This window comes from Leclercia sp. 1548, from assembly GCF_050435045.1.
Classification (GTDB): Bacteria; Pseudomonadota; Gammaproteobacteria; order Enterobacterales; family Enterobacteriaceae; genus Enterobacter; species Enterobacter adecarboxylatus.
In genome coordinates this window covers 176,819-202,917 of record NZ_JBNDJP010000008.1, presented here as the reverse complement: position 1 = coordinate 202,917, position 26,099 = coordinate 176,819, and the positions used below count along the sequence as shown (strand labels likewise).

Here is a 26,099-nt window from a genome sequence, read left to right as displayed (position 1 = left end):
GCAGAGCGCCGCCGGGCAAAGTGCGCATTACTGCAGCAGAGAAATGTCCGCCACGCGCAGGAACAGCTCGCGCAGTTTTTCAAGCATAGAGAGACGGTTGATACGCAGATCTTTATCTTCTACGTTCACCATCACTTTCTCGAAGAAGGCGTCGATCACTTCGCGCAGTTCAGCCAGTTCTACCAGCGCTTCCTGATAGCGACCTTCTGCGAAGACCGGCTCCAGCTTGTCACGCAGCACCACAACCTGCATCGCCAGGGCGATCTCTTCCGGCTCTTTCAGCGTCGCGGCATTTACACGCTCGTTCAGCTTTTCGTCGGACTTCGCCAGAATGTTGGAGACGCGCTTGTTAGCCGCAGCCAGCGCAGATGCCGCTTCCAGAGTACGGAAGTGGGACACCGCCTTCATACGGGCATCGAAATCGGCCGGACGGGTTGGACGACGCGCCAGCACCGCCTGAATGGTGTCAACAGCGAAGCCTTCGTCCTGATACCAGGCGCGGAAACGACCGAGCATGAAGTCGATCACTTCATCCACCACTTTCGCGTTGGTCAGCTTGTCACCATACAGACGCACCGCTTCTTCGGTGAGCGTTTGCAGGTCAAGGTTCAGGTTCTTCTCAACGATGATGCGCAGCACGCCCAGCGCAGCACGACGCAGCGCAAACGGGTCTTTGTCGCCTTTCGGATGCTGACCGATACCGAAGATACCCGCCAGGGTGTCCATCTTATCGGCGATCGCGACGGCGCAGGCGACCGGGTTAGACGGCAGATCGTCACCGGCAAAGCGCGGCTGATACTGCTCGTTCAGGGCCACGGCCACATCTTCCGCTTCGCCATCGTGGCGCGCGTAGTGCATGCCCATCACACCCTGGGTGTCGGTAAATTCGAACACCATGTTGGTCATCAGGTCGCATTTAGAGAGCAGGCCTGCACGGGTGGCGTGATTCACGTCGGCACCAATTTCACGGGCGATCCAGCCGGACAGCTCCGCGATACGGTCGGTCTTGTCGCGCAGCGTACCCAGCTGTTGCTGGAACAGCACGGTCTGCAGGCGCGGCAGGTGATCTTCCAGACGCTTTTTACGGTCGGTATTAAAGAAGAACTCGGCATCTGCCAGACGTGGACGCACCACTTTCTCGTTACCCGAGATAATCTGGATCGGATCTTTCGATTCGATGTTCGCCACGAAGATGAAGTTTGGCAGCAGTTTGCCGTCGTTGGCATAGACCGGGAAGTACTTCTGGTCGCCCTTCATGGTGTGAACCAGTGCTTCTGCCGGAACGGCCAGGAATTTCTCTTCGAACTTCGCGGTCAGCACGACCGGCCATTCCACCAGCGAGGTGACTTCTTCCAGCAGGCTGTCGCTCAGGTCAGCGTTACCGCCAATCTTACGTGCCGCTTCTTCCGCATCCGCTTTAATACGGGCTTTACGCTGTTCGTAGTCAGCAATGACTTTACCGCGCTCCAGCAGGATCTGCGGATACTGGTCGGCATTGTCGATGGTGAACTCCGGCTCGCCCATAAAGCGGTGGCCACGGATCACGCGATCGGACGCAACACCCAGAATGGTGGCAGGAATAACGGTATCGCCCAGCAGCAGGGTCACGGTGTGAACCGGACGCACAAAGTGCACGTCGCTTGCGCCCCAGCGCATCAGCTTTGGAATAGGCAGTTTAGCCAGCGAGGTGGCAATCATGTTTGGCAGCAGCGCTTCGGCGCTTTCGCCTTTCACATGGGCGCGATAGAGCAGCCACTCGCCTTTGTCGGTGGTCAGGCGTTCGGCCTGGTCAACGGTGATCCCGCAACCACGCGCCCAGCCTTCTGCCGCTTTGCTCGGCTTGCCTTCGGCATCGAATGCCTGCGCAATGGCCGGGCCGCGCTTTTCAACTTCGCGATCGGGCTGGGATGCCGCCAGGCTTGCCACTTTCAGCGCCAGACGGCGCGGAGCAGCAAACCACTCGATTTTACCGTGTGCGAGGCCAGCGTTATCCAGCTCGGCAGTCACGTTCGCAGCAAAGGACTCCGCCAGGCTGCGCAGGGCTTTTGGTGGCAGCTCTTCGGTGCCAATTTCCACCAGGAAAGTTTTCTCAGACATGGCCGCCTCTTATTTGTTTCGGTTGCACATCGGGAAGCCAAGGGCTTCACGGGACGCATAGTAAGCTTCTGCAACGGCTTTGGTCAGGGTACGAATACGCAGAATGTAGCGCTGACGTTCAGTCACGGAGATGGCTTTGCGGGCGTCCAGCAGGTTGAAGCTGTGGGCGGCCTTCAGAATACGCTCGTAGGCTGGCAGCGGCAGCGGAGTCTCCAGCGCCAGCAGCTGCTGGGCTTCTTTCTCGTACTGCTCGAAGCAGGTGAACAGGAAGTCCACATCCGCGTATTCGAAGTTATAGGTGGATTGCTCCACTTCGTTCTGATGGAACACGTCGCCGTAGGTGGTTTTACCCAGCGGGCCGTCGCTCCAGACCAGGTCGTAAACGCTGTCTACGCCCTGAATGTACATAGCCAGACGTTCCAGACCGTAGGTGATCTCACCGGTGATCGGTTTACATTCCAGACCGCCAACCTGCTGGAAGTAGGTGAACTGCGTCACTTCCATGCCGTTCAGCCACACTTCCCAACCCAGACCCCAGGCACCCAGCGTTGGGTTTTCCCAGTTATCTTCCACGAAACGAATGTCGTGAATGGTCGGATCCATACCCAGCTCTTTCAGCGACCCGAGATACAGCTCCTGGATATTGTCCGGGGAAGGCTTAATCACCACCTGGAACTGATAGTAGTGCTGTAAGCGGTTCGGGTTTTCACCGTAGCGACCATCGGTCGGACGGCGGGATGGCTGCACATAGGCAGTCGCCATTGGCTCTGGCCCCAGCGCGCGCAGGCTGGTCATCGGGTGTGAGGTGCCGGCGCCAACTTCCATGTCCAGTGGTTGAACAATGGTGCAGCCCTGGCGAGCCCAGTAATCCTGTAAGGTCAGGATCAGGCCCTGGAAGGTCTTAGTATCAAACTTTTGCATAGTATTTCGTGCTGGATACGTGTGGTTTTGAATGGAGGGGATCAGTATACCCGTCGGATGCAAGATATACAGTACGAAACGGGGTTGTTTAGGGAAAATTGGGAAATAAGCATAGCTGACAACGCACTCAAGGCGCAGCCAGCTCATCACGCGGCGGTCTTAACGCATCGAAAGGTGTAAAAAACGGCCCTCTGCGTCAAAAGAACAGATGAAACTCTCATTGCGGGCAGTGAAACCCTGCAGTTCATAGCTTCCCTGGAACTGTTCGAATGCGGTGACGTCGATTTTTTGCGCACCGGTATTATAGCGCTGAGCCGCCCGATCCTTACACAGCTGCTCCATGTCCAGCGAACGTACCGGACTGACTTTCTTCGTTTGTGCTTGTTGCGTCGGCGCCGTCTCCTGGGCCACGCAGCCAGCCAGTAACGCAGGCAGCAAAACCCACATTGCACGCATCATCATTTTTATTACCGCCCTGCACTGTGGCTGTTATTTTTAAACTCTAAACTTTATAGATTATCGCCCGGCATTCTGCGAATCTCACTGCCCCGGCACAAGCAGGGTGATGCAAACTCAGAATTTTCCAGTGAGCGTCTTTAGCAATACCACAGTCAGACTCTTTTTAATGCGTAAACAGAGGGATAGATGCAGGAAAAAATTAACTGGATTGATAATCTGCGGGGAATTGCCTGTTTAATGGTGGTAATGATCCATACCACGACCTGGTATATCACCAATGCCGCAAGCGTCAGCCTCGTTAACTGGGATATTGCTAACGTTCTCAACTCCGCCTCGCGCGTGAGCGTGCCGCTGTTTTTCATGATCTCCGGCTATCTCTTTTTTGGCGAGCGCAGCGCGCAGCCGCGCCACTTTTTACGCATCGGTCTGTGTTTGCTCTTTTACAGCACCGTGGCGTTCCTCTATATCGTGCTGTTTACCTCGATTAACAGCGAGCTGTCCCTGAAATACCTGCTGCAAAAGCCGGTGTTCTATCACTTGTGGTTTTTCTTCGCCATTATTGTCATTTATCTGCTCTCCCCGCTGCTGCAGGTAAAAAGCGCGAACGGCAAAATGCTGCTGGCGCTGATGATCGTGATTGGCATCGTGGCCAACCCGAACACCGTCTCGCAAAAAATTGATGGTTTTGAATGGCTGCCGATCAACCTGTATATCAACGGCGACACTTTCTATTACATGCTATACGGCATGCTGGGCCGAGCCCTTGGAATGATGGACACCCGCAAACGCTGGCTGAATAGTATTTGCGCCGCGCTGTTTATTGCTGCGGTCGCCATTATCTCCCGCGGGACGCTGCATGAGCTGCAGTGGCGCGGCACCTTCGCCGATACCTGGTATCTCTACTGCGGCCCGATGGTTTTTGTCTGCGCAATGTCACTCTTTACCCTGGTGAAAAACACGCTCAATACGCGCCCCCTGCCGCTGCTGGGGTTAATTTCACGTAACTCGCTGGGGATCTACGGCTTTCATGCGCTGGTGATCCACGCGCTGCGAACGCGAGGCGTGGAGTTAAAGAACTGGCCGTTGCTGGATATCGTCTGGATCTTCTCGGCCACGCTGGTGGTCAGTCTGCTGCTCTCAATGCTGTTGCAGCGGGTTGATACACGCAGGTTTGTCAGTTAGCTGCGGCTGCTTACCCGGCCAGCAAAATGTTCAGGCCGGGTAAGGCGAAGCCGCCACCCGGCGCTGTTTCATGACATCAGCGGCAGAAGCTGCTGATAGATCTTGCGGAACACGTCACGTTGTTCGACATAGCGGGCATGACGCCCGGCATCCGGGGTGTGCTGTTGTTCCAGCGTCAGCTGTGGCAGCAGCGCGGATAAGGGTTTATCCGGGTTCACCGCGATCTGCGCCAGCCGCGCTGCGCCCAGTGCAGGCCCGACGTCGCCGCCGGTACGGTAATCCAGCTGCAGCCCACTGATATCCGCCAGCATCTGACGCCAGTAAGGGCTACGCGCCCCGCCGCCGATCAGCGTAATGCTGGTGGGTTTAAGGCCGCACTCATGCACAACATCCATCCCATCGGCCAGGGCATAACCCACCCCTTCCAGCACCGCGCGCGCCAGTTCGGCCGGGCCATGCTGATGGGTTAAGCCAAAGAACACCCCTTTTGCCTGCGGATTGTTATGCGGCGTGCGCTCACCGGAAAGATAGGGTAAGAACCAGAGGGTGCCTGCGTTTTCATCGGCCTGCTGCGCGGCATCGAGCAGGGCCGGAACGCTGCCTAATCCGGTCAGTTTTGCCGCCCAGTCCAGGCAGGACGCCGCGCTGAGCATCACCGACATCAGGTGCCATTTGCCGGGTAATGCATGGCAGAAGCTGTGCACCGCGCTGTCAGGGTTACTGCGATAACCGTCACTCACGGCGAAGTAGACCCCGGAGGTGCCCAGCGACAGCATCGCCTGCCCGGCATCCGCCATCCCCACGCCAACCGCCCCCGCGGCGTTATCTCCGCCCCCTGCCACGACCGGAACGGCTGGCATGTTCCACTGCTGTGCGACTGATGGCAGCAGTGTGCCTGTTAGCTCACAGCCTTCGAACAGCGCGGGCATATGGTTGCGGGTGAGATGGCAGGCGTCGAGCATCGTCTCGCTCCAGTCGCGTTTTGCCACGTCGAGCCACATGGTGCCTGCCGCATCGGACATATCGCTGGCGAACTCACCTGTCATCCGCAGACGCAGATAATCTTTTGGCAGCAACACCTTCGCCACCTGGCTAAAAATCTCGGGTTCATGACGCTGAACCCACAATAATTTTGGTGCGGTAAAGCCCGGCATCATCAGGTTGCCGGTGATCTCTCGCGAGGTTGGCACGCGCTCTTCCAGCAGAGCGCACTCTTCACCGCAGCGGCCATCGTTCCATAAAATCGCCGGGCGCAACACGCGATTGTCCTTGTCCAGCAGCGTGGCGCCGTGCATCTGCCCGGCAATCCCCAGGGCTTTGACCTCTCCCAGAGAGTGCTGCTCGCCCAGCGCCTTCAGGGCGCGATCCGTTGCTAACCACCAGGCTTCAGGATCCTGTTCAGACCAGAGCGGGTGTGGCCGTGAAACGTGCAGCTTTTCTGTTTGCGTTGCCAGCACCTCGCCCTGTTCATTTAACAGAATGGCTTTCACACCCGATGTGCCAAGATCGATCCCGATATACATATCGTGGGTTCCTTAAAAAGTGTAGGCCGGGCAAGCGTAGCGCCGCCCGGCGATACCCATTACTTATCGAACAGGTAATGATTCACCAGGTTTTCCAGCAGCTCCTGATGGCCACTCTGGTGCTGCGGCGCCAGATTATGCTGTTCAGCGTACTTCGCCAGCTCCATCAACGATAACTGGCCTTTCAAAATTTGCTGGCCCAGCTCACTGTTCCAGCCGCCATAGCGTTTCGCCACGCGCTTATCCAGCTCGCCATCTTCAATCATGCGGGCTGCCACTTTCAGCGACAGCGCCATCGTGTCCATCGCGCCAATATGACCATAGAACAGGTCGTATTTATCGGTACTTTGACGACGCACTTTGGCGTCAAAGTTCAGGCCGCCAGTGGTGAACCCACCCGCTTTGATGATTTCGTACATGATGAGCGCGTTTTCTTCCACGCTGACCGGGAACTGATCGGTGTCCCAGCCCAGCTGCGGATCGCCGCGGTTGGCATCCACGGAGCCGAAAATGCCCAGCGCGATGGCGGAAGCGATCTCGTGGTGGAACGAGTGGCCAGCCAGGGTCGCGTGGTTGGCTTCGATATTCACTTTGATCTCTTTTTCCAGCCCGAACTGCTTCAGGAAACCGTATACCGTGGCCACGTCGTAATCGTACTGATGCTTGGTTGGCTCTTGCGGTTTCGGCTCAATCAGCAATGTGCCCTGGAAACCAATTTTGTGTTTATGTTCCACCACCATCTGCATGAAGCGGCCAATCTGCTCGCGTTCCTGACGTAAATCGGTGTTGAGCAGCGTTTCGTAGCCCTCGCGCCCGCCCCACAGAACGTAGTTTTCACCGCCCAGTTGATGCGTCGCGTTCATCGCCGTCACCACTTGGGTAGCCGCCCAGCTGAACACTTCAGGATCCGGGTTAGTGGCAGCCCCTGCGCCATAACGCGGATGGGTAAAGCAGTTGGCGGTGCCCCACAGCAGCTTCACGCCGCTCTGCTGCTGTTTTTCCGCCAGCACATCGACCATCTGCGCGAAGTTATTCAGGTACTCTTTCAGCGACGCGCCTTCCGGGGAGACGTCCACATCGTGGAAGCAGTAATACGGCACATTCAGCTTATGGAAGAACTCAAAGGCGACGTCCGCTTTGCGCTTCGCCAGCTCCAGCGCATCGCCCGGCTGCTGCCAAGGGCGGTCGAATGAACCTACGCCAAACATATCGGCCCCGCTCCAGCAGAAGGTATGCCAGTAGCAGGCGGCGAAACGCAGGTGATCTTCCATGCGCTTACCCAACACCAGCTCGTCCGGGTTGTAATGACGAAACGCTAAAGGATTAGAGGATTTCGGGCCTTCATAACGAACGCGATCGAGTTGATCGAAATAAGCTTGCATAGTGAGCTCCATAATCAGGGATGCGGCAAAAAGAAGATACTGGAGTAATACTGAATAGTGATCGCAAGTTGCTCAATTACGTTATTTCACTCTGCTATTGAGAGAATGCACAAACGTGCGCTGGCTCGCAAAATTAATTTGCAGTCAAACGAAATCTACAGCGTAAATTCCAGAATCATGTGTAATTAATAAGTTATGTAATTTAAAATCAGATCGCGGTCATAAATTCGCAAATAAACCAAATATCATAACGAGAAGATAAAAATCTGTAATTGCCAGTCTGCCATTCCCCGTTAAGAATTTGCTACGTCTCTTGCAATGATTGTTTCTTTTATCTCAGCAACCTAACCCTACAAAAGGCAATACAATTATGAAGATAAAGAACCTGTGCCTCACTCTTTGTGCATCGCTGCTACTGGCGAGTACGGCGAGTCATGCAAAAGAAGTCAAAATCGGCATGGCGATTGATGACCTCCGTCTGGAGCGCTGGCAAAAAGACCGCGATATTTTTGTCAATAAGGCAGAAGCATTAGGTGCAAAAGTTTTTGTGCAATCTGCCAATGGCAATGAAGAGACCCAAATGTCGCAAATCGAAAATATGATAAACCGCGGCGTCGATGTGCTGGTTATTATTCCGTATAACGGTCAGGTTTTAAGTAACGTGGTGAAAGAAGCCAAACGCGAAGGCATTAAAGTGCTGGCCTATGACCGTATGATTAATAACGCCGACATCGATTATTATATTTCTTTCGACAATGAAAAAGTCGGTGAATTACAGGCGCAAAGCCTGGTGGCGAAAGTGCCGCAGGGCAATTATTTCCTGATGGGCGGCTCACCGGTGGACAACAACGCCAAATTATTCCGCGCCGGACAGATGAAAGTGCTGAAGCCTTATATTGATGAGGGCAAAATCAAGGTCGTGGGCGACCAGTGGGCGGATGGCTGGCTGCCAGAAAATGCGCTGAAAATCATGGAAAACGCCTTAACTGCCAACAATAACAAAATTGACGCCGTTGTCGCGTCCAACGATGCCACCGCAGGCGGCGCTATCCAGGCACTCAGCGCCCAGGGCCTGGCCGGGAAAGTCGCGATCTCCGGGCAGGATGCAGACCTTGCCGGGGTGAAACGGATTGTGGCTGGCACCCAGACCATGACGGTCTATAAACCCATCACCGAGCTGGCCACCAACGCCGCGGAAATCGCCGTTGAACTGGGCAATGGCCAACAGCCTAAAGCCGACGCCAGCTTAAACAACGGCCTGAAAGATGTGCCGTCCCGACTGCTGACCCCTATCGAAGTCAATAAAGAGAACATTGACGCCACCGTAGTTAAAGACGGTTTCCACAAAAAGAGCGAACTGTAATCCATCATCGCCCCTGCCTGGCGGGGGCGTATCGACTTGTTCTGTTTTCCTTCGGGTCATGTGGGGCAGTTATGGCTTATCTCCTTGAAATGAAAAGTATCACTAAGGCGTTTGGCGCGGTGAAGGCCGTGGATAACGTCAGCCTGCGCTTAAATCCCGGCGAGATCGTCTCGCTGTGCGGTGAAAATGGCTCCGGCAAATCGACGTTAATGAAGGTGCTGTGCGGTATTTACCCTCACGGCAGTTATGACGGCGAAATTGTGTTTGCTGGCGAAACCCTGCAGGCCACGCACATCCGCGACACCGAACGCAAAGGCATCGCCATCATTCACCAGGAACTGGCGCTGGTGAAGCACCTGACCGTGCTGGAGAACATTTTTCTCGGTGCCGAGATCACCCGTCACGGGGTGCTGGATTACGACACCATGACCCTGCGCTGCGAAAAGCTGCTGGCGCAGGTGAGCCTGGCGATCTCCCCTGACACCCGGGTGGGCGATCTTGGTTTGGGGCAGCAGCAACTGGTGGAGATTGCCAAAGCGTTGAACAAACAGGTGCGGCTGCTGATCCTCGATGAGCCGACCGCGTCGCTGACGGAACAGGAAACCGCGGTATTGCTGGACATCATTCGTGACCTGCAACACCACGGTATTGCCTGCATTTACATCTCCCATAAGCTCAACGAAGTGAAAGCCATTTCGGACACGGTCTGCGTCATTCGCGACGGGCAGCATATCGGCACCCGCGAAGCGCAGGGGATGAGCGAGGACGACATCATTACCATGATGGTAGGCCGCGAGCTGACCGCGCTCTACCCTGGCGAACAGCATACCCTCGGGGAAGAGATCCTGCGGGTAGAACACCTTACCGCCTGGCATCCGGTTAATCGCCATATCAAGCGGGTGAATGACGTCTCTTTTTCCCTGCATCGGGGTGAAATCCTGGGCGTCGCCGGGTTGGTCGGCGCGGGACGCACTGAGGCGGTACAGTGCCTGTTCGGGGTCTGGCCCGGGCGCTGGGAAGGCAGCATCTTTATTGACGGGAAGCCGGTCGAGATCAAAAACTGTCAGCAGGCCATTGCCCAGGGTATCGCGATGGTGCCGGAAGATCGTAAAAAAGACGGCATCGTGCCGGTGATGGCGGTGGGTAAAAATATCACTCTCGCCGCATTGGATCAGTTCAGCGGTAAGCTGAGCAGTCTGGACGACGCCGCCGAACAGCACTGTATTTTACAGTCCCTGCAACGCCTGAAGGTCAAAACATCCTCCCCGGATCTCGCCATTGGCCGTCTGAGCGGCGGCAATCAGCAGAAGGCGATTCTTGCCCGCTGCCTGTTACTCAACCCGCGCATCCTGATCCTCGATGAACCCACTCGCGGGATCGATATCGGTGCGAAATACGAAATCTACAAGCTGATTAACCAGCTGGTTCAGCAGGGTATCGCGGTGATCGTGATCTCCTCGGAACTGCCTGAAGTACTGGGCCTGAGTGACCGGGTGCTGGTGATGCACGAAGGAAAACTGAAAGCCAACCTGAACAACCAGAACCTGACGCAGGAACAGGTAATGGAAGCCGCATTGAGGAGCGAACGCCATGTCGAAAAGCAATCCATCTGAATTAAAAGCCACGGCGCCTGCACCGGGTCTGTTTTCTGGGTTAAAAGCGCTTAATCTGCAGGTGTTTGTGATGATTGCCGCCATTGTGGTCATCATGATGTTCTTCACCTGGACAACCGATGGCTCGTATCTCAGCGCCCGTAACGTCTCCAACCTGCTGCGTCAGACTGCCATTACCGGCATTCTGGCGGTGGGGATGGTGTTCGTCATTATCTCGGCGGAGATCGATCTCTCAGTAGGCTCAATGATGGGGCTGCTCGGCGGCCTGGCGGCCATTTTCGACGTCTGGCTTGGCTGGCCGCTGCCGCTTACCATCGTGGTGACCCTGATCCTCGGTTTACTGCTCGGCACCTGGAACGGCTGGTGGGTAGCCTATCGCAAAGTGCCGTCGTTTATCGTCACCCTGGCGGGGATGCTGGCTTTCCGCGGCATCCTGATTGGCGTGACCAACGGCACCACCGTCTCCCCCACCAGCGCCTCTATGTCGCAGATTGGCCAAAGCTATCTCTCCAGCGGGGTCGGTTTTAGCCTTGGCGCGATTGGCCTGATGGCCTTTGTTGCCTGGCAGTGGCGCAGCAGAATGCGTCGTCAGACCTTAGGATTAGCCACGGCGCCGTCCACTGCGGTTGTCGGACGCCAGGCGCTGACGGCGGTGATTGTCCTTGGGGCCATCTGGTTGCTGAACGACTATCGCGGTGTGCCGACACCGGTGCTGCTGCTGGTTCTGTTGATGCTGGCCGGTATGTTTATGGCGACCCGCACAGCCTTTGGCCGCCGCATTTATGCTATTGGCGGCAACCTCGAAGCCGCACGCCTGTCCGGGATCAACGTTGAGCGCACCAAGCTTGCCGTCTTTGCCATTAATGGTTTGATGGTCGCTGTGGCGGGCCTGATCTTAAGCTCGCGCCTGGGGGCCGGTTCGCCGTCGGCGGGGAACATTGCCGAACTCGATGCCATCGCCGCTTGCGTCATTGGCGGCACCAGTCTGGCAGGGGGGATCGGCAGCGTGGCCGGGGCGGTGATGGGTGCCTTTATTATGGCGTCGCTGGATAACGGAATGAGTATGATGGACGTCCCGACATTCTGGCAGTATATCGTTAAGGGTGCCATTTTGTTGCTGGCGGTATGGATGGACTCCGCCACTAAAAGGCGCGCCTGAGGATGCTTTATCATTTGTTATTGATTCTGGAAGAAGAGCGCCATGTTTGAGAAGCGTCACCGCATTACGTTGTTATTCAATGCCAATAAAGCCTATGACCGACAGGTCGTAGAAGGTGTGGGTGAATACTTGCAGGCGTCGCAGTCCGAATGGGATATCTTCATTGAAGAAGATTTCCGCACGCGGACTGACAACATCAAAGACTGGCTGGGCGACGGCGTTATCGCAGATTTTGATGATGCCGTTATCCAGCAGTTGCTGGTCGATGTCGACGTTCCCATCGTCGGCGTCGGCGGCTCCTACCACAAGCCGGAAAATTACCCTCCCGTTCACTATATCGCGACCGACAATCACGCTCTGGTGCAGAGCGCGTTTCTCCATCTGAAAGAGAAAGGCGTGCACCGCTTCGCCTTTTATGGCCTGCCCGTTTCCAGCGGCAAAGGCTGGGCGGCGGAACGTGAATATGCCTTCTGCCAGCTGGTGGCAAAGGAGAAATATCGCGGCGTGGTTTACCAGGGCCTGGAAACCGCACCGGAAAACTGGCAGCACGCCCAGAACCGTCTCGCCGACTGGCTGCAAACTCTGCCGCCACAAACCGGCATTATCGCCGTAACCGATGCCCGCGCCCGGCATGTGCTCCAGGTTTGCGAACATCTGCACATTCCGGTGCCGGAAAAGCTGTGCGTTATTGGTATCGATAATGAAGAGCTGACGCGCTACCTGTCACGGGTGGCGCTGTCGTCGGTGGCACAGGGAACCCGTCAGATGGGTTATCAGGCCGCCAAGCTGCTACACCGTCTTTTGGACAACGAAAACTTGCCCCTGCAGCGCCTGCTGGTGCCGCCGGTACGCGTTGTGGAGCGGCGCTCAACCGACTACCGCTCCCTGAACGATCCGGCAGTGATTCAGGCGATGCACTACATTCGTAACCACGCCTGCAAAGGCATTAAAGTGGACCAGGTGTTGGATGCAGTAGGGATTTCGCGTTCAAATCTGGAGAAGCGTTTTAAGGAAGAGGTGGGCGAGACGATCCATGCGGTTATTCACGCTGAAAAGCTGGAGAAAGCCCGCAGCCTGCTGATTTCAACCTCGCTTTCCATTCACGAGATTTCACAGATGTGCGGTTATCCGTCGCTGCAGTATTTCTATTCGGTATTTAAAAAAGAGTATGACACCACGCCGAAAGAGTATCGCGATCGCTACAGTGAAGTATTGGTTTAAATAAAAAAGGCCTTCCGTAAGGAAGGCCTTTTTTTACTATTACATATGGGCGGCGATTAAGCGCTGGTTATCCTGGTACATCGCAAACAGATAATTGTTATAGCGTTGTCCCTGAGTTGAGTAACCTTTCAGCTTATGGATCATGGTGCTTGCCGTCACTTCCTGGTCTGCTTTACGCAATTGCGCGCGCGACTTACGGAAAGATTTATAAGCCGGATGCGTGTTCAGGTTAACAACATACGCATTCACGGAATCTTTTACCGATTCAAACTGTGAGTAGCCTTTCACTTTGCCCGGTGCATTATTACAACGCCCTTTCGCACATTTCATGCCGAAGAGATTGTTATTACTGCGGGCCAGTTTCGAGGTACCCCAGCCACTTTCGGCGGCTGCCATAGTTGCGACCATGCTGCCTGGAATAATATCTACGCGCTCTAACAGAGCGTTCCACGGCACACGGCGCGTGTTTCCGTTCCAGCTCACTTTATAGCGTTTTGAAATTTCTTTCAGACGCGTGCGTTCAGATGGCGACCAGCGGCTATCGTACTGTTTGGAGATCAACCAGTTACGATCCGCAGTAATCGCGGCATTTTGACTTGTAATGTAAGGCATTACCGTCCGGAGAAACGCTTTTTTCCTTGGTGTCCCGGAAGGGTATTTTCGCAAATCAGGAAGTGAACTACTCTTTGCACTATTGCGAGAATACTCTTGTTTACTGCTAACCTTACTACTTGTCGTCTTTATGACGTGGGCCTTCTTACTCGTTGTATCTGTGTGCGTCTTCGCAAGCACCTCACCAGAAATAGCCATGGTGAGTAACATGAGTATCGCGGCCCCATATCGTCGAATGGGAGTCGATATCATTAGGTCTCCTGGTCGGATAGAAACATTCCAACACCTTATTTTTTTCGTAAAATGAGAGGCGAATCTCAGATCCTAGCAAAAATAGACGAGAAGAGCATTCAAAGAAATAGTCTAAATCCGAAACCCTGTCACCTGGAAATCGCTCGCTTAAGCATCATTTTCACCAAAACGTGCTCAATATCGCAGTTAAACAGCCAGATAAGCGTGAGATCACTCACCCTCATCGCTCCTCCCTGCGCGATAGCGCCAGGGGATGAGTTAGCCCTCTACAATAGATGGCAAACTGAACAAAATGCTGTGACAGGAAACCGGTATGAAACGTTCCGCTCTCGCTCTTCTTCTCTTGCCTGCCATGGCCAGCGCCGACTGGTCAGCGCCGGGTTTTCCAGCCTTTACCGCCGAAGGTTCGGGGGTATTCACGGCACAGGCAAAGCTGACGAAGGGTACCCGCCCGCTGACATTGAGTTTTGACAAGGCGTGCTGGCAGCCCACAAAGGCGATAAAACTCAATGAGATGATGTCACTCAAGCCTTGCGAAGGCGATCCGGTGCAGTGGCGCCTGTTTCGCGATGGCGATTATCAGGCGCGGATTGATACCCGCTCCGGCACACCCACACTGATGCTGACCGTCGCCAGCGAGAGCGAAAAGGCGGCGACCCGCGTGGTGCGCCAGTGTCCGAAATGGGACGGCAATCCCTTAACGCTCGACGTCAGCAGCACCTTCCCGGAAGGGAGCGTGGTCCGTGATTTTTACAGCAAACAGACCGCCACGGTGCAACAGGGCAAAATCACCCTGCAACCCGCGCCGAGCAGCAATGGCCTGTTGTTACTGGAGCGTGCAGAGACGGATAAACCCGCCCCGTTCAGCTGGCAAAACGCCACCGTCTATTTTGTCCTGACCGACCGGTTTGTGAATGGCGATCCGGGCAACGACAACAGCTACGGACGCCATAAAGATGGTATGCAGGAGATCGGCACCTTCCACGGCGGCGACCTCAAAGGTCTCACCAGCAAACTGGATTACCTGCAACAGCTCGGCGTCAACGCCCTGTGGATCAGCTCGCCGCTGGAGCAGATCCACGGTTGGGTCGGCGGCGGCACCAAGGGTGACTTCCCCCATTATGCCTATCACGGCTACTACACCCAGGACTGGACCCGGCTGGATGCCAACATGGGCACAGAAGACGATTTACGCCATCTGGTGGACGAAGCCCATCGCCGGGGGATCCGCATCCTGTTTGACGTGGTGATGAATCACACCGGTTACGCGACCCTGGCAGACATGCAGGAGTACCAGTTCGGCGCCCTCTATCTGCAGGGTGATGAGCTGAAGAAAACCCTGGGTGATCGCTGGACCGACTGGAAGCCTGCCGCCGGGCAGAGCTGGCACAGCTTTAACGACTACATTAATTTCAGCGATAAAGCCGCATGGGAAAACTGGTGGGGCAAAAAGTGGATACGCACCGATATTGGCGATTACGACAACCCCGGTTTCGACGATCTGACCATGTCGCTGGCCTTCCTGCCGGATCTGAAAACCGAATCCACCACCCCGTCGGGCCTGCCGAATTTCTATCGCCATAAACCCGACACAGGGGCACAACTCGTCGATGGCTATACGCCCCGGGATTATCTCACCCACTGGCTGAGCCAGTGGGTACGGGATTACGGGATCGACGGTTTCCGCGTTGATACCGCCAAGCACGTTGAGCTGGCCGGCTGGAAACAACTGAAAGACCAGGCCAGCGCCGCGTTAACAGCCTGGAAGCAGGCTAACCCGGAGAAAAAACTCGACGATGCGCCTTTCTGGATGACCGGCGAATCCTGGGGGCACGGGGTAATGCAGAGCGATTACTATCGTCATGGCTTCGATGCGATGATCAATTTTGATTACCAGGAGCAGGCGGCGAAAGCGGTGGAGTGCCTGGCCGACATCGACCTCACCTGGCAGCAGATGGCGGAAAAGCTGCAGGGCTTTAACGTCCTGAGCTATCTCTCCTCCCACGATACCCGCCTGTTCCGCGAGGGCGATCGGCGTGCGGCAGAGCTGCTGTTACTGGCTCCGGGCAGCGTACAGATATTTTATGGCGATGAATCCGCGCGGCCCTTTGGCCCAACCGGCTCCGATCCGCTACAGGGGACGCGCTCCGACATGAACTGGCAGGATATCAGCGGTTCACAGGCGGCGACCGTTGCCCACTGGCAGCGGCTCGGACAGTTCCGCGCCCGCCATCCGGCGGTAGGGGAAGGCACGCAAACCACGCTGACGATGCCTCAGGGCTACGGCTTTGTGCGTGAACATCAGGGGGACAAAGTGATGGTGGTCTGGGCGGGTAATCGCTAGCGTCTACCTGTGCCCCCTCTTCCTCACGGGAGAGGGGGCCGATCGTGCAAAGCGTTTTGTCGGGATGACGCAGCCCGGCGGGCAGTGAAGCACAGAATTATTCGCTGCCTGATGGCAAACTGATAACACAAAACCGCACTTCCCCGTTTCCACGCTGATTTGCACCCACGCAGTTGTAGGGTTATGGTGAGCCACACTTAGAATAGGCTCGACAGAACACCTGCTATGACTTTTTCACTTTTCGGCGACAAATTCACCCGCCATTCAGGCATTACCCGCCTGATGGAGGATCTCAACGACGGGCTGCGCACACCGGGCGCCATCATGCTCGGCGGCGGTAACCCGGCACAAATTCCAGAGATGAACGCCTATTTTCAGACGCTCCTCGCTGACATGCTGGAAAATGGCAAAGCCACTGATGCGCTGTGCAATTATGACGGCCCACAAGGGAAAACCGAGCTGCTTGCCGCACTGGCGGAGATGCTGCGCGACACCCTCGGCTGGGAGATTGAACCACAGAATATTGCACTGACAAACGGCAGCCAGAGCGCGTTTTTCTACTTATTTAACCTCTTCGCGGGCCGACGTGCCGACGGCACCACTAAAAAAGTGCTCTTCCCGCTGACGCCGGAATACATCGGTTATGCCGACTCCGGCCTTGAGGACGACCTTTTCGTCTCCGCGCGCCCTAACATTGAGCTGCTACCGGAAGGCCAGTTCAAATATCACGTCGATTTTGAGCATCTGCATATTGGTGAAGAGACGGGGATGATCTGCGTCTCGCGCCCGACCAACCCAACCGGGAACGTGATCACTGACGAAGAGCTGATGAAGCTGGATGTGCTGGCTAACCAGCACGGCATTCCGCTGGTGATTGATAACGCCTATGGCGTGCCCTTCCCGGGCATCATCTTCAGCGAAGCGCGCCCGCTGTGGAACCCGAACATTGTTCTGTGCATGAGCCTGTCCAAACTGGGGCTGCCGGGCAGTCGCTGCGGGATCATCATCGCCAATGAGAAAATCATCACCGCCATCACCAATATGAACGGCATTATCAGCCTGTCTCCGGGTGGGATTGGCCCGGCAATGATGTGCGAGATGATTAAGCGCAACGATCTGCTGCGCCTGTCCAATGAAGTGATTAAGCCGTTTTACTATCAGCGCGTACAAGAGACGATCGCCACCATCCGCCGCTATTTACCGGAAGATCGCTGCCTGATCCACAAACCTGAAGGGGCGATTTTCCTCTGGCTGTGGTTTAAGGATCTGCCGATCACCACTGAACTGCTGTATCAGCGCCTGAAAAAACGTGGGGTGTTGATGGTGCCAGGAGACTACTTCTTCCCGGGGCTGGATAAACCCTGGCCGCACACTCACCAGTGCATGCGCATGAACTATGTCCCGGACCCGGAAAAAATCGAAGCCGGGGTGAAAATTCTGGCGGAAGAGGTCGAGCTTGCCTGGCAGGAAAACGGTCTCTGACGGTTTACGCCAGAAAACGCAGCCGTTCGGCGCGTAATCTGGCGGGATCGACGCAGCGTAACGCGTAGGTTGGGCAGGCCGCGACACAGGCTGGCCCCTCCTGACGGTGCGCGCAGCGGTCGCATTTCAGTGCCTGGATCTGTTCAGCATGCCCGGTCACCTGCATCGCCCCGAACGGACAGGCCAGCATGCAGCTTTTACAGCCGATACAGCGCGCCTGATCTACCAGCCAGACACCCGCCAGTCGCTGAATAGCCTGGGTCGGGCAGACGTTGGCGCAGGGCGCATCCTCACACTGGTGACAGGTGACCGCCGTGGTAAACGTGCCGCCCTTAACCACCCGGATACGCGAAGTAAAGTTGCCAGGCGTAACCGCCGCACAATTCTGATCTTCCTGATGCGACACTACGCAGGCCACTTCGCAGGTGCGACAGCCAATACATTTCGCCGGGTCCGCCATAATAAAGGGATTCATCGCCTGCTCCATCCTGACTCAAAAAGTCAGGTTGCCAGAGTGCCCGGGACGAGCGCTTTGATCAGACAGGGTAAAAGACCTGATTTGTGCGCTCTGCCGTAAAAACTGGCCATCTGCCCCAGAATTCAGCCGGAATTAATATGCTCCTTACAATAGCGTCGTTTCCAGACGGCGGGCGTTAACCCGGTGTGCTTACGAAAGATCTGCCGGAAGTAACCCACGTCGTTAAAACCGCAACGTGTCGCCACTTCTTTCAACGATACGGCATCGTTGAGTAAGAGCTTTTCGGCGGCCCTGACGCGCTGGCGGTGAATGGCCTCGGTCAGGGTCAAATGGAACACACGGCGAAATACCCGCCCCAGGTAATCCGCGTTGCAGTGCAGCTCTCTGGCCAACGATGAGGTGGAGAGCGGCAGATGAAACTGGGTGCGGATCAGCTGCCGGGCCTTCCACGCCAGGTTCACCCCCGCCTCATCCGGCGGCAGTTCTTGCCCGGCGGCCAGGGAAAGCTGTTGCAGGATCAGCAGCAGAATAAATTCCAGCGCCAGGCTGCGCTGAAGCTTCTCCTGCTCGGTCATAAATTGCCGGAACAGCGCAATCATCGCCTGCGGATCGCCGGTTTTGCCGTGCTGCTGTACCGACAGCAGCGTGCTCCAGGCGGAAGGGGAACTCTGCTCCTCAACCTCAAAATGCAGCCAGTAAAAGCGTAAATCGGCGGGGAAATCCTCCACTCCTTTATGCCGACGATGCGGCCAGAGCAGTAAACTTTCCCCAGCATTGACCTCGAAAACGGTCCCCTCCTCCTGGATCGTTAATGTCCCCTTTTCGACAAAGATGATTTCCCAGGAGTCGAGCTTACGCGCCGGGTGCCGCCCCACGCCCCGGGAGATAAAGAACCCCCCGTTCTGCACTTTAATCGGAAGTGTTATGGATAATTCGAGCATCGCTATTCATTTTCCCGCTATTTATGGACATTTATTGCCGATTTACTCTTGATTATTAACGGTTAATTGTTAATCGCCCGATCTAAATCACATTTTGAGAACAAGGTCGGAATCCTCACCTTTTTATACTTTTCCCTTCCCTTGTTGGCACCAGGGAACAGTGCAAAATTAATCGGGTACCTGACAAAACAACATAAAAAATCCGATAACCCGAGGAGTTACCTCATGACTTCCACTCCGATTACACAGACAGAGATTGCCCAACAGGCCATCAACGATCGCCTCTCGGTGCGAGAAAAAATCGGCTACGGCCTGGGTGATGCGGGCGGGACGGTAATCACCTGTCTGATCATGAATTTTCTTACCTTTTTCTATACCGATGTGTTTGGCTTAACCCCGGCGCTGGTGGGCACGCTCTTTATCGCCCTGCGCATTTTTGACGCCATCTCCGATCCGGTGATGGGGATTATTGCCGACCGTACCCAAAGCCGCTGGGGTCGCTTTCGCCCGTGGCAGCTGTGGGTCGCCGTCCCCATTGGTATTATCGGCGTCCTGACCTTCACCGTGCCGGATGCCGGGATGGGGGTCAAAATCGCCTGGGCATTCGGCACCTACCTGCTGCTCTCGGTGGGGTATACCGCCATCAACGTGCCTTACTGCGCGCTCATCAACACCATGACCACCCGCCACAGCGAGGTGCTCTCCTGTCAGTCCTGGCGCTTTGTACTGTGCGGTGTAGCCGGTTTTCTGGTCTCGGTCGGCCTGCCTTGGCTGGTTTCGGCACTCGGCCAGGGCAATGTGGCGCAGGGGTATCAGCTCGGCGTGGGAGTGCTGTGCGCCATTGCGGTAGTGATGTTCCTGTGCTGCTTCTTCTGGGTGCGCGAGCGTGTGCCGCTGGCGCTGATGGGCAAGTTCACCCTCAAGGAGCACCTTGCCGGTCTGCGCAAAAACGACCAACTGCTGCTGATGCTGGTGATGTCCTTCCTGCTGATTAACGTCTTTAACATCCGTGGCGGCGGCTACATGTATTTCATCACCTACGTGCTGGAAGGCAGCACCGCCTATACCTCGCTGTTCTTCACCATGGTGACCTTTGCCGCCATTCTCGGGGCGGTAATCGTCAACCTGCTGTCGCGCCGCAGCGATACCGTCAAACTCTACTACTACACCAACCTGGTGCTGGCGGTACTGGCAGCGGGAATGTGGTTCCTGCCTGGCGGCCCGGCGCACCAGACCCTGTGGCTGATCGTTATCCTGGCGAACGGGGTGATCCTCGGCTTTACCCTGCCGCTGCACTTCGCGTTAATGGCCTTTGCCGACGACTACGGCGAGTGGAAAACCGGCGTGCGCTCTTCCGGGATGAACTTCGCCTTTAACCTGTTTTTCATCAAGCTGGCCTGGGCCTCAAGCGCCGGGATCATCAGCCTGGTGTTCATTTTTGTCGCCTATCAGCCGGGGGCAGGCAACCAGACAGCCGCCTCGCTGCAGGGCATCACCACCATGGAAACCCTGCTACCTGCCCTTTTCCACCTGCTGCTGGCACTGGCGATCCGCAAGTGCCGACTCAATAACCCGATGATGGCGCGCATTGCCACCGACCTGCGCCAGCGTCACGCTCACGCCTGAGGAGAACATGATGTCCATAATGGAACCCGACCTGCACAAACTGAAAATCAGCGACCCGTTTTTGGGCCAGTATCAACAGCTGGTGCGCGATGTGGTTATTCCCTATCAGTGGGACGCCCTGAACGATCGCATCACCGAGGCCGAACCGAGCCATGCGATCGCCAACTTCCGCATTGCGGCAGGCCAGCAGAGCGGAGAGTTTTACGGAATGGTCTTTCAGGATAGCGACGTAGCCAAATGGCTGGAGGCCGTGGCCTGGTCGCTGTGCCAGAAACCCGACGCCGAACTGGAAAAAACCGCCGACGAGGTGATTGAACTGGTGGCCGCCGCGCAGTGCGACGATGGCTACCTGAACACCTATTTCACGGTAAAAGCCCCCGACGAACGCTGGACGAACCTGGCCGAATGCCATGAGCTGTACTGCGCCGGGCACATGATTGAAGCGGGCGTGGCGTATTTCCAGGGCACCGGCAAACGCCGTCTGCTGGAGGTGGTCTGCAAGCTGGCCGACCATATCGACAGCGTGTTTGGCCCTGGCGAGCAGCAGTTACATGGCTATCCCGGCCATCCCGAGATCGAGCTGGCCCTGATGCGCCTGTTCGATGTCACCCAGGAGCCGCGCTATCTGGCGCTGGTGAAATATTTTGTCGAGGAGCGCGGCACCCAGCCGCACTTCTACGACATCGAATATGAAAAGCGCGGGAAAACCTCGTACTGGAACACCTACGGCCCGGCGTGGATGGTGCAGGACAAAGCCTACAGCCAGGCGCATCAGCCGCTGGCCGAGCAGCCCACGGCGATCGGTCATGCGGTGCGCTTCGTCTATCTGATGACCGGTGTGGCGCATCTGGCGCGCCTGAGCCAGGACGAAGGCAAACGTCAGGACTGCCTGCGCCTGTGGAACAATATGGCGCAGCGCCAGCTGTACATTACCGGCGGGATCGGCTCCCAGAGCAGCGGCGAAGCCTTCAGCAGCGATTATGATCTGCCCAACGACACCGTCTATGCCGAAAGCTGTGCCTCCATCGGCCTGATGATGTTTGCCCGGCGGATGCTGGAGATGGAGGCCAACAGCCAGTACGCCGACGTGATGGAGCGGGCGCTGTACAACACCGTTCTGGGCGGTATGGCGCTGGACGGGAAGCACTTCTTCTACGTTAACCCGCTGGAGGTGCATCCGAAATCGCTGGCGTTTAACCATATCTACGATCACGTGAAGCCGGTTCGCCAGCGCTGGTTCGGCTGCGCCTGCTGCCCGCCGAATATCGCCCGCGTGCTGACCTCCATCGGTCACTACCTCTATACCGTCCGTGAAGATGCGCTGTTTATTAACCTCTACATCGGCAACAGCATGGCCTTCCCGGTAGGCGACAAAGAATTGCAGGTGCGGATCAGCGGCAACTACCCGTGGCAGGAGCAGGTCACTATCGACATCACATCGCCGGTGGCGATCGACCACACCCTGGCCCTGCGTCTGCCGGACTGGTGCAATAATCCGCAGCTGACGCTGAATGGCGAAGTCGTTACCGGGGAGGTGCGCGCGGGGTATCTCTACCTGACCCGCCGCTGGCAGGAGGGCGACAGGCTGCAGTTAACCCTGCCGATGCCGGTACGCCGGGTATACGGCAATCCGCAGGTGCGCCAGCAGGCCGGGAAAGTGGCGATTCAGCGCGGGCCACTGGTCTACTGTCTCGAAGAGGCCGATAACGGTGCCGGGCTGCATAACCTGATCCTGCCCGCCGACAGCGAATTTAAGCTCCTGGAAGGCAAAGGGATTTTTGCCCACAAGGTGCTGCTCCAGACCCAGGGTTACACCCGCCATACCGCGAACGCGGAGCACCAGCCGCTGTGGCAGTACGATCGCGCGCCAACCACGCAGCAGGCCCAGACCCTGACCTTTATTCCGTGGTTTAGCTGGGCGAACCGCGGCGAAGGGGAAATGCGCATCTGGATAGATGAGGCAAATTAAAGCCGGACGACGCTGCACATACCCAGCCCGGGAAACGGGTCAGGTATGGGTAGCGCCACCCGGCAGAATTGAGGCTGCCCTCGTCCCTGAGGGCAGATTTTTGGCGAGTTAAAATTTCCAGGAGAGACCGGTCATCAGCATAAAGCTGTCGTCACGGTCGATCATCGGGCTGTTTTTCACGTCGTCAGGCAGTACGGTATAGACTGCGCTGGCGTTCAAATAGAGGTTCTGCGTCAGCCGGTATTTCGCCGCCAGGCCGATATACGGGGTAACCGTGTCGCCCGCGGTATAAGACTGCAGAGCGCTGCGGCGGGACTCTTTTTCTGAGACGCCGTAGTAGTAATCATTGAAGCTTTCGTCGTGGAAGAAGATGCCCACCGACGGCGTCAGGGTCAGGCGTTCCATGCGGATCGGACGGAAGTAAGTTATCTCGCCCATCGCCCCACCGCTTTCGTCCATCGCATCGGCGGCCAGGGCAAACTTCAGGCTCCCCCAGCTTTCGTGGCGGTAGTAGGCTCCGCCCAGCATCACAGAGGCTTTACGCTCATCCAGCTGCTTCATCCCATGGTCGTCGTTATCGTCCGGGTCGAAGTGCAGCGGCATCCAGGAGGCAGTCAGGCTCAGTTCGTTTTTAGCATCTTTCCAGACGATCCAGCCGCCGGTGGTCTGGCGCACGTAGACGTACTGGCCTTCGTAGCTCATGAACGGGACTGCGGAGACGTTCTCGTTATAGCCTTTATAGGGTGATTCATTAAAAAATGCGCCAGCGCCAATTGAAAAGTCATCGGCCATTGCGGACGTTGCCGTAAATAAAGCGGCCGCGATGAGGAAATTCTTTTTAAACTTCATTGTTTGCAATCCATTAAATGTCATACGACGCGGCGCATAATAATGGTTACAAAAATGGCGATGCAATGCCGTTATTTGTATAATATTATATATAAATTCATATAGATGGGCGTCAGGCAATGAACAAAATGCAAATCAAGCCACGAGAATTAAAAATCATTTCCGTTATTGCCGCGACCCACAGTATTGGTGATGCTGCCGCGTTATTAGGGATGGCCCAGGCCAACGTCAGTAAATATCTCGCTGATTTCGAAACCCGCGTCGGGCTGAAGGTTTTTGAGCGTACCACCCGCCACCTGGCGCTGACCCAGTTCGGTGAATCATTACTGCCTTTCATCGAGGCATCGCTGAAAAAGAATGAGCAACTGATTAATTTCATTGCTGATTATAAGCATGAAAAACGCGGCAAGGTCACTATCTATGGGCCATCGGGGATCATGTCTTACCTTGCCCGCCAGGTGATTCATGAGATCAAGGATATTGGCGATATCCGTATTAGCCTGAAAACTTATAACCTCGACAGGAATGAATTTTTCGAAGGGGTGACCTTTCCCGACGATTGCGACATTTTAATTACCTATGCCCAACCCAAAGATGAAAACCTGGTCGCCACCACCTTAACAAAATATTCTCTTACCGCTTTCGCCACCCCGGAATATATAAAAAAACACCCCATTAGCAAACCCGACGACCTTATTAATCACTCCTGCATTCTTATCGACTCAATGATAATTGATGACGCTAATATCTGGCGTTTTCGCGTGAATAATAGCGAGCAAGTTCTCGATTATAAAGTTTCGGGCAATTATATTTGCGACAACACCCAGACGGCGCTGGAGTTGGCCCGCAACCATCTGGGGATCGTCTTTGCGCCAAAAGAGAGCCTGGCACGGGAGATAGAAGAGGGGTCAATGGTGCCCTGTTTCATTCAGCAGGAGGAGTGGTGGCTGGATCTGGTGGCTATCTTCCGCAAACGTGACTATCAGCCGTGGCGGGTGCAGTTTGTTCTGGATGGGGTATTGAATACGCTGCGTAAACAGATTGAGCAGACCCCCCGGGGGCGGTCTGCTCTTAAAGGTTAGAACAGGCCCAATGGCTTATCGGAGTAGCTGACCAGCAGGCATTTGGTCTGCTGGTAATGTTCCAGCATCATCTTGTGGGTTTCACGGCCAATGCCCGACTGCTTATATCCACCAAACGCGGCATGGGCCGGGTAAGCGTGATAACAGTTGGTCCACACGCGTCCGGCCTGGATCCCGCGTCCCATCTGATACGCCAGATTGCCGTTACGGCTCCAGACCCCCGCCCCCAGGCCATACTGCGAGTCGTTGGCCAGCTCCAGCGCCTCCTCCATGGTTTTGAAGGTGGTCACCGCCAGCACCGGGCCGAAGATCTCCTCCTGGAAGACGCGCATGTTGTTTTTGCCGGACAGAATGGTTGGCTCAAGGTAGTACCCCTCTTTCAGCTCGCCATCCAGCTGCTTACGCCGCCCGCCGGTTAAGATCTCAGCGCCTTCATTCTTACCGATATCAATGTAGTTGAGGATGGTCTCAAGCTGCCCGTGCGATACCTGGGCACCCATCTGGGTGACGCTGTCCAGCGGGTTGCCGCTGCGGATCGCCTCCACGCGGCGGATGGCGCGCTCCATAAAGCGCTCGTAGATCGACTCCTGCACCAGCGCCCGGCTTGGGCAGGTGCAGACTTCGCCCTGGTTGAAGGCGAAAAGCGCAAACCCTTCCAGCGCCTTATCAAAAAAGGCATCCTCTTCATCCATTACGTCGGCGAAGAAGATGTTCGGGGATTTCCCGCCCAGCTCCAGCGTCACCGGAATGATGTTCTGGGTGGCGTACTGCATGATCTGCTGGCCCACTTCGGTGGAGCCGGTAAAGGCCACTTTAGCGATCTTTTTGGAGGTCGCCAGATACTCACCGATTTCGCCTCCGGCGCCGTTGACCACGTTCACTACCCCCGGCGGGAGCAGGTCGCCCACCACTTCCATCAGCAGCAGTATCGACAGTGGTGTTAAGCGCGCCGGTTTCAGTACCACGCAGTTCCCGGCGGCGAGCGCGGGGGCCATTTTCCAGGCCGCCATCAGCAGGGGGAAGTTCCACGGAATGATCTGCCCGACCACGCCCAGCGGCTCATGGAAGTGATAGGCGACAGTGTCTTTATCCACCTCGCTGATACCGCCCTCCTGGGCACGAATACAGGAGGCGAAATAGCGGAAGTGGTCAATCGCCAGCGGCACGTCGGCGGCCATGGTTTCACGGATCGGTTTGCCGTTGTCCCAGGTCTCAGCCGTGGCCAGCAGCTCCAGATTCTGCTCCATGCGATCGGCAATCTTGAACAGGATCGCGGCGCGATCCTGCACCGAGGTGTGCGCCCATTTCTCTTTTATCTTGTGGGCAGCATCCAGCGCCAGATCGATATCGCGCTTGCCAGAGCTGGCGATTTCGCACAGCGGCTGGCCGGTGACCGGGGTAAGGTTCTGGTAATAATCGCCGTCGACCGGAGGAACCCAGTCGCCGCCGATAAAGTTGTCATAACGGGCTTTCAGTTTAAGGGGGAAACCATATTCGCCGGGCAGGATACGTGCTGAGGGAGGGTTATTCGTCATGACTGTCTC

The 26,099-nt window shown here is 56.1% G+C and carries 20 protein-coding genes; 10 read left to right on the top strand and 10 right to left on the bottom strand.

Going from position 1 to position 26,099, the window contains the following annotated elements; translation table 11 throughout:
• Window positions 1-27: 27 nt before the first annotated feature.
• From glyS to ABIE02_RS19905, 3 genes are all read right to left on the bottom strand, one after another.
• Window positions 28-2,097: a glycine--tRNA ligase subunit beta gene (glyS, locus tag ABIE02_RS19915; RefSeq protein ID WP_032615812.1), complete on the bottom strand. Its 2,070-nt coding sequence runs from the start codon at window positions 2,095-2,097 to the stop codon at window positions 28-30.
• A gap of 9 nt (window positions 2,098-2,106) precedes the next feature.
• Entirely contained in the window at window positions 2,107-3,018 is a 912-nt protein-coding gene (glyQ, locus tag ABIE02_RS19910; protein ID WP_003860141.1) for a glycine--tRNA ligase subunit alpha, read from the bottom strand.
• A gap of 159 nt (window positions 3,019-3,177) precedes the next feature.
• A complete protein-coding gene (locus ABIE02_RS19905) occupies window positions 3,178-3,480 on the bottom strand; it encodes a YsaB family lipoprotein (RefSeq protein ID WP_032615810.1) in 303 nt (100 codons plus the stop codon).
• A gap of 183 nt (window positions 3,481-3,663) precedes the next feature.
• Here ABIE02_RS19905 and ABIE02_RS19900 point away from each other — a divergent pair, with 183 nt between their 5' ends.
• The gene (locus ABIE02_RS19900) at window positions 3,664-4,659 is read left to right on the top strand and encodes an acyltransferase (protein ID WP_336995097.1); all 996 of its coding nucleotides are present in this window, start codon (window positions 3,664-3,666) and stop codon (window positions 4,657-4,659) included.
• 68 nt (window positions 4,660-4,727) lie between these two features.
• Here the strand turns inward: ABIE02_RS19900 and xylB are convergent, their stop codons facing one another.
• Window positions 4,728-6,182 carry a xylulokinase gene (gene xylB / locus ABIE02_RS19895; RefSeq protein ID WP_262658475.1) on the bottom strand — a complete coding sequence of 485 codons (1,455 nt, stop codon included), beginning with the start codon at window positions 6,180-6,182 and terminating at the stop codon, window positions 4,728-4,730.
• Between the two features lie 59 nt (window positions 6,183-6,241).
• Window positions 6,242-7,564: a xylose isomerase gene (gene xylA / locus ABIE02_RS19890; protein ID WP_156424716.1), complete on the bottom strand. Its 1,323-nt coding sequence runs from the start codon at window positions 7,562-7,564 to the stop codon at window positions 6,242-6,244.
• 370 nt (window positions 7,565-7,934) lie between these two features.
• Here xylA and xylF point away from each other — a divergent pair, with 370 nt between their 5' ends.
• From xylF to xylR, 4 genes are all read left to right on the top strand, one after another.
• Window positions 7,935-8,927 (top strand): D-xylose ABC transporter substrate-binding protein, encoded by a 993-nt coding sequence (gene xylF / locus ABIE02_RS19885; RefSeq protein ID WP_032615802.1) that lies wholly within the window; start codon window positions 7,935-7,937, stop codon window positions 8,925-8,927.
• Between the two features lie 71 nt (window positions 8,928-8,998).
• Window positions 8,999-10,540 (top strand): xylose ABC transporter ATP-binding protein, encoded by a 1,542-nt coding sequence (locus ABIE02_RS19880; protein ID WP_032615800.1) that lies wholly within the window; start codon window positions 8,999-9,001, stop codon window positions 10,538-10,540.
• The gene (gene xylH / locus ABIE02_RS19875) at window positions 10,518-11,699 is read left to right on the top strand and encodes a xylose ABC transporter permease XylH (RefSeq protein ID WP_032615798.1); all 1,182 of its coding nucleotides are present in this window, start codon (window positions 10,518-10,520) and stop codon (window positions 11,697-11,699) included. The genes ABIE02_RS19880 and xylH overlap by 23 nt, the downstream gene beginning before the upstream one ends.
• A 42-nt stretch (window positions 11,700-11,741) precedes the next feature.
• Window positions 11,742-12,920: a D-xylose utilization transcriptional activator XylR gene (gene xylR / locus ABIE02_RS19870; protein WP_032615796.1), complete on the top strand. Its 1,179-nt coding sequence runs from the start codon at window positions 11,742-11,744 to the stop codon at window positions 12,918-12,920.
• A gap of 39 nt (window positions 12,921-12,959) precedes the next feature.
• Here the strand turns inward: xylR and ABIE02_RS19865 are convergent, their stop codons facing one another.
• Entirely contained in the window at window positions 12,960-13,784 is an 825-nt protein-coding gene (locus ABIE02_RS19865) for a protein bax (RefSeq protein WP_032615794.1), read from the bottom strand.
• 313 nt (window positions 13,785-14,097) lie between these two features.
• Between ABIE02_RS19865 and ABIE02_RS19860 the strand changes: the two genes are divergently transcribed.
• Together ABIE02_RS19860 and avtA are read left to right on the top strand one after the other, a co-directional pair.
• Window positions 14,098-16,128, top strand: a complete 2,031-nt coding sequence (locus tag ABIE02_RS19860) for an alpha-amylase (RefSeq protein ID WP_336995098.1) — start codon at window positions 14,098-14,100, stop codon at window positions 16,126-16,128.
• A 225-nt stretch (window positions 16,129-16,353) separates the two neighbouring features.
• Window positions 16,354-17,610 carry a valine--pyruvate transaminase gene (gene avtA, locus ABIE02_RS19855; RefSeq protein ID WP_059308989.1) on the top strand — a complete coding sequence of 419 codons (1,257 nt, stop codon included), beginning with the start codon at window positions 16,354-16,356 and terminating at the stop codon, window positions 17,608-17,610.
• Between the two features lie 4 nt (window positions 17,611-17,614).
• On the opposite strand, the gene ABIE02_RS19850 is transcribed toward avtA, so the two are convergent.
• Together ABIE02_RS19850 and ABIE02_RS19845 are read right to left on the bottom strand one after the other, a co-directional pair.
• On the bottom strand, window positions 17,615-18,085 hold the full coding sequence (locus tag ABIE02_RS19850) for a 4Fe-4S binding protein (protein WP_144883633.1): 471 nt from the start codon (window positions 18,083-18,085) through the stop codon (window positions 17,615-17,617).
• Between the two features lie 125 nt (window positions 18,086-18,210).
• Window positions 18,211-19,029 carry an AraC family transcriptional regulator gene (locus ABIE02_RS19845; RefSeq protein WP_032615786.1) on the bottom strand — a complete coding sequence of 273 codons (819 nt, stop codon included), beginning with the start codon at window positions 19,027-19,029 and terminating at the stop codon, window positions 18,211-18,213.
• A 225-nt stretch (window positions 19,030-19,254) separates the two neighbouring features.
• Here ABIE02_RS19845 and ABIE02_RS19840 point away from each other — a divergent pair, with 225 nt between their 5' ends.
• Together ABIE02_RS19840 and ABIE02_RS19835 are read left to right on the top strand one after the other, a co-directional pair.
• Window positions 19,255-20,655 carry an MFS transporter gene (locus ABIE02_RS19840; RefSeq protein ID WP_032615784.1) on the top strand — a complete coding sequence of 467 codons (1,401 nt, stop codon included), beginning with the start codon at window positions 19,255-19,257 and terminating at the stop codon, window positions 20,653-20,655.
• Window positions 20,656-20,665: 10 nt separating this feature from the next.
• A complete protein-coding gene (locus ABIE02_RS19835; protein WP_336995099.1) occupies window positions 20,666-22,624 on the top strand; it encodes a glycoside hydrolase family 127 protein in 1,959 nt (652 codons plus the stop codon).
• Window positions 22,625-22,732: 108 nt separating this feature from the next.
• On the opposite strand, the gene ABIE02_RS19830 is transcribed toward ABIE02_RS19835, so the two are convergent.
• Window positions 22,733-23,473 carry a MipA/OmpV family protein gene (locus ABIE02_RS19830; RefSeq protein WP_336995100.1) on the bottom strand — a complete coding sequence of 247 codons (741 nt, stop codon included), beginning with the start codon at window positions 23,471-23,473 and terminating at the stop codon, window positions 22,733-22,735.
• A 119-nt stretch (window positions 23,474-23,592) separates the two neighbouring features.
• Here ABIE02_RS19830 and ABIE02_RS19825 point away from each other — a divergent pair, with 119 nt between their 5' ends.
• Window positions 23,593-24,555 (top strand): LysR family transcriptional regulator, encoded by a 963-nt coding sequence (locus ABIE02_RS19825; protein ID WP_032615780.1) that lies wholly within the window; start codon window positions 23,593-23,595, stop codon window positions 24,553-24,555.
• On the opposite strand, the gene aldB is transcribed toward ABIE02_RS19825, so the two are convergent.
• Window positions 24,552-26,090, bottom strand: coding sequence for an aldehyde dehydrogenase AldB (gene aldB / locus ABIE02_RS19820; protein WP_032615779.1), 1,539 nt, complete (start codon window positions 26,088-26,090; stop codon window positions 24,552-24,554). The two genes, ABIE02_RS19825 and aldB, sit on opposite strands and share 4 nt — an antisense overlap.
• Window positions 26,091-26,099 lie beyond the last annotated feature (9 nt).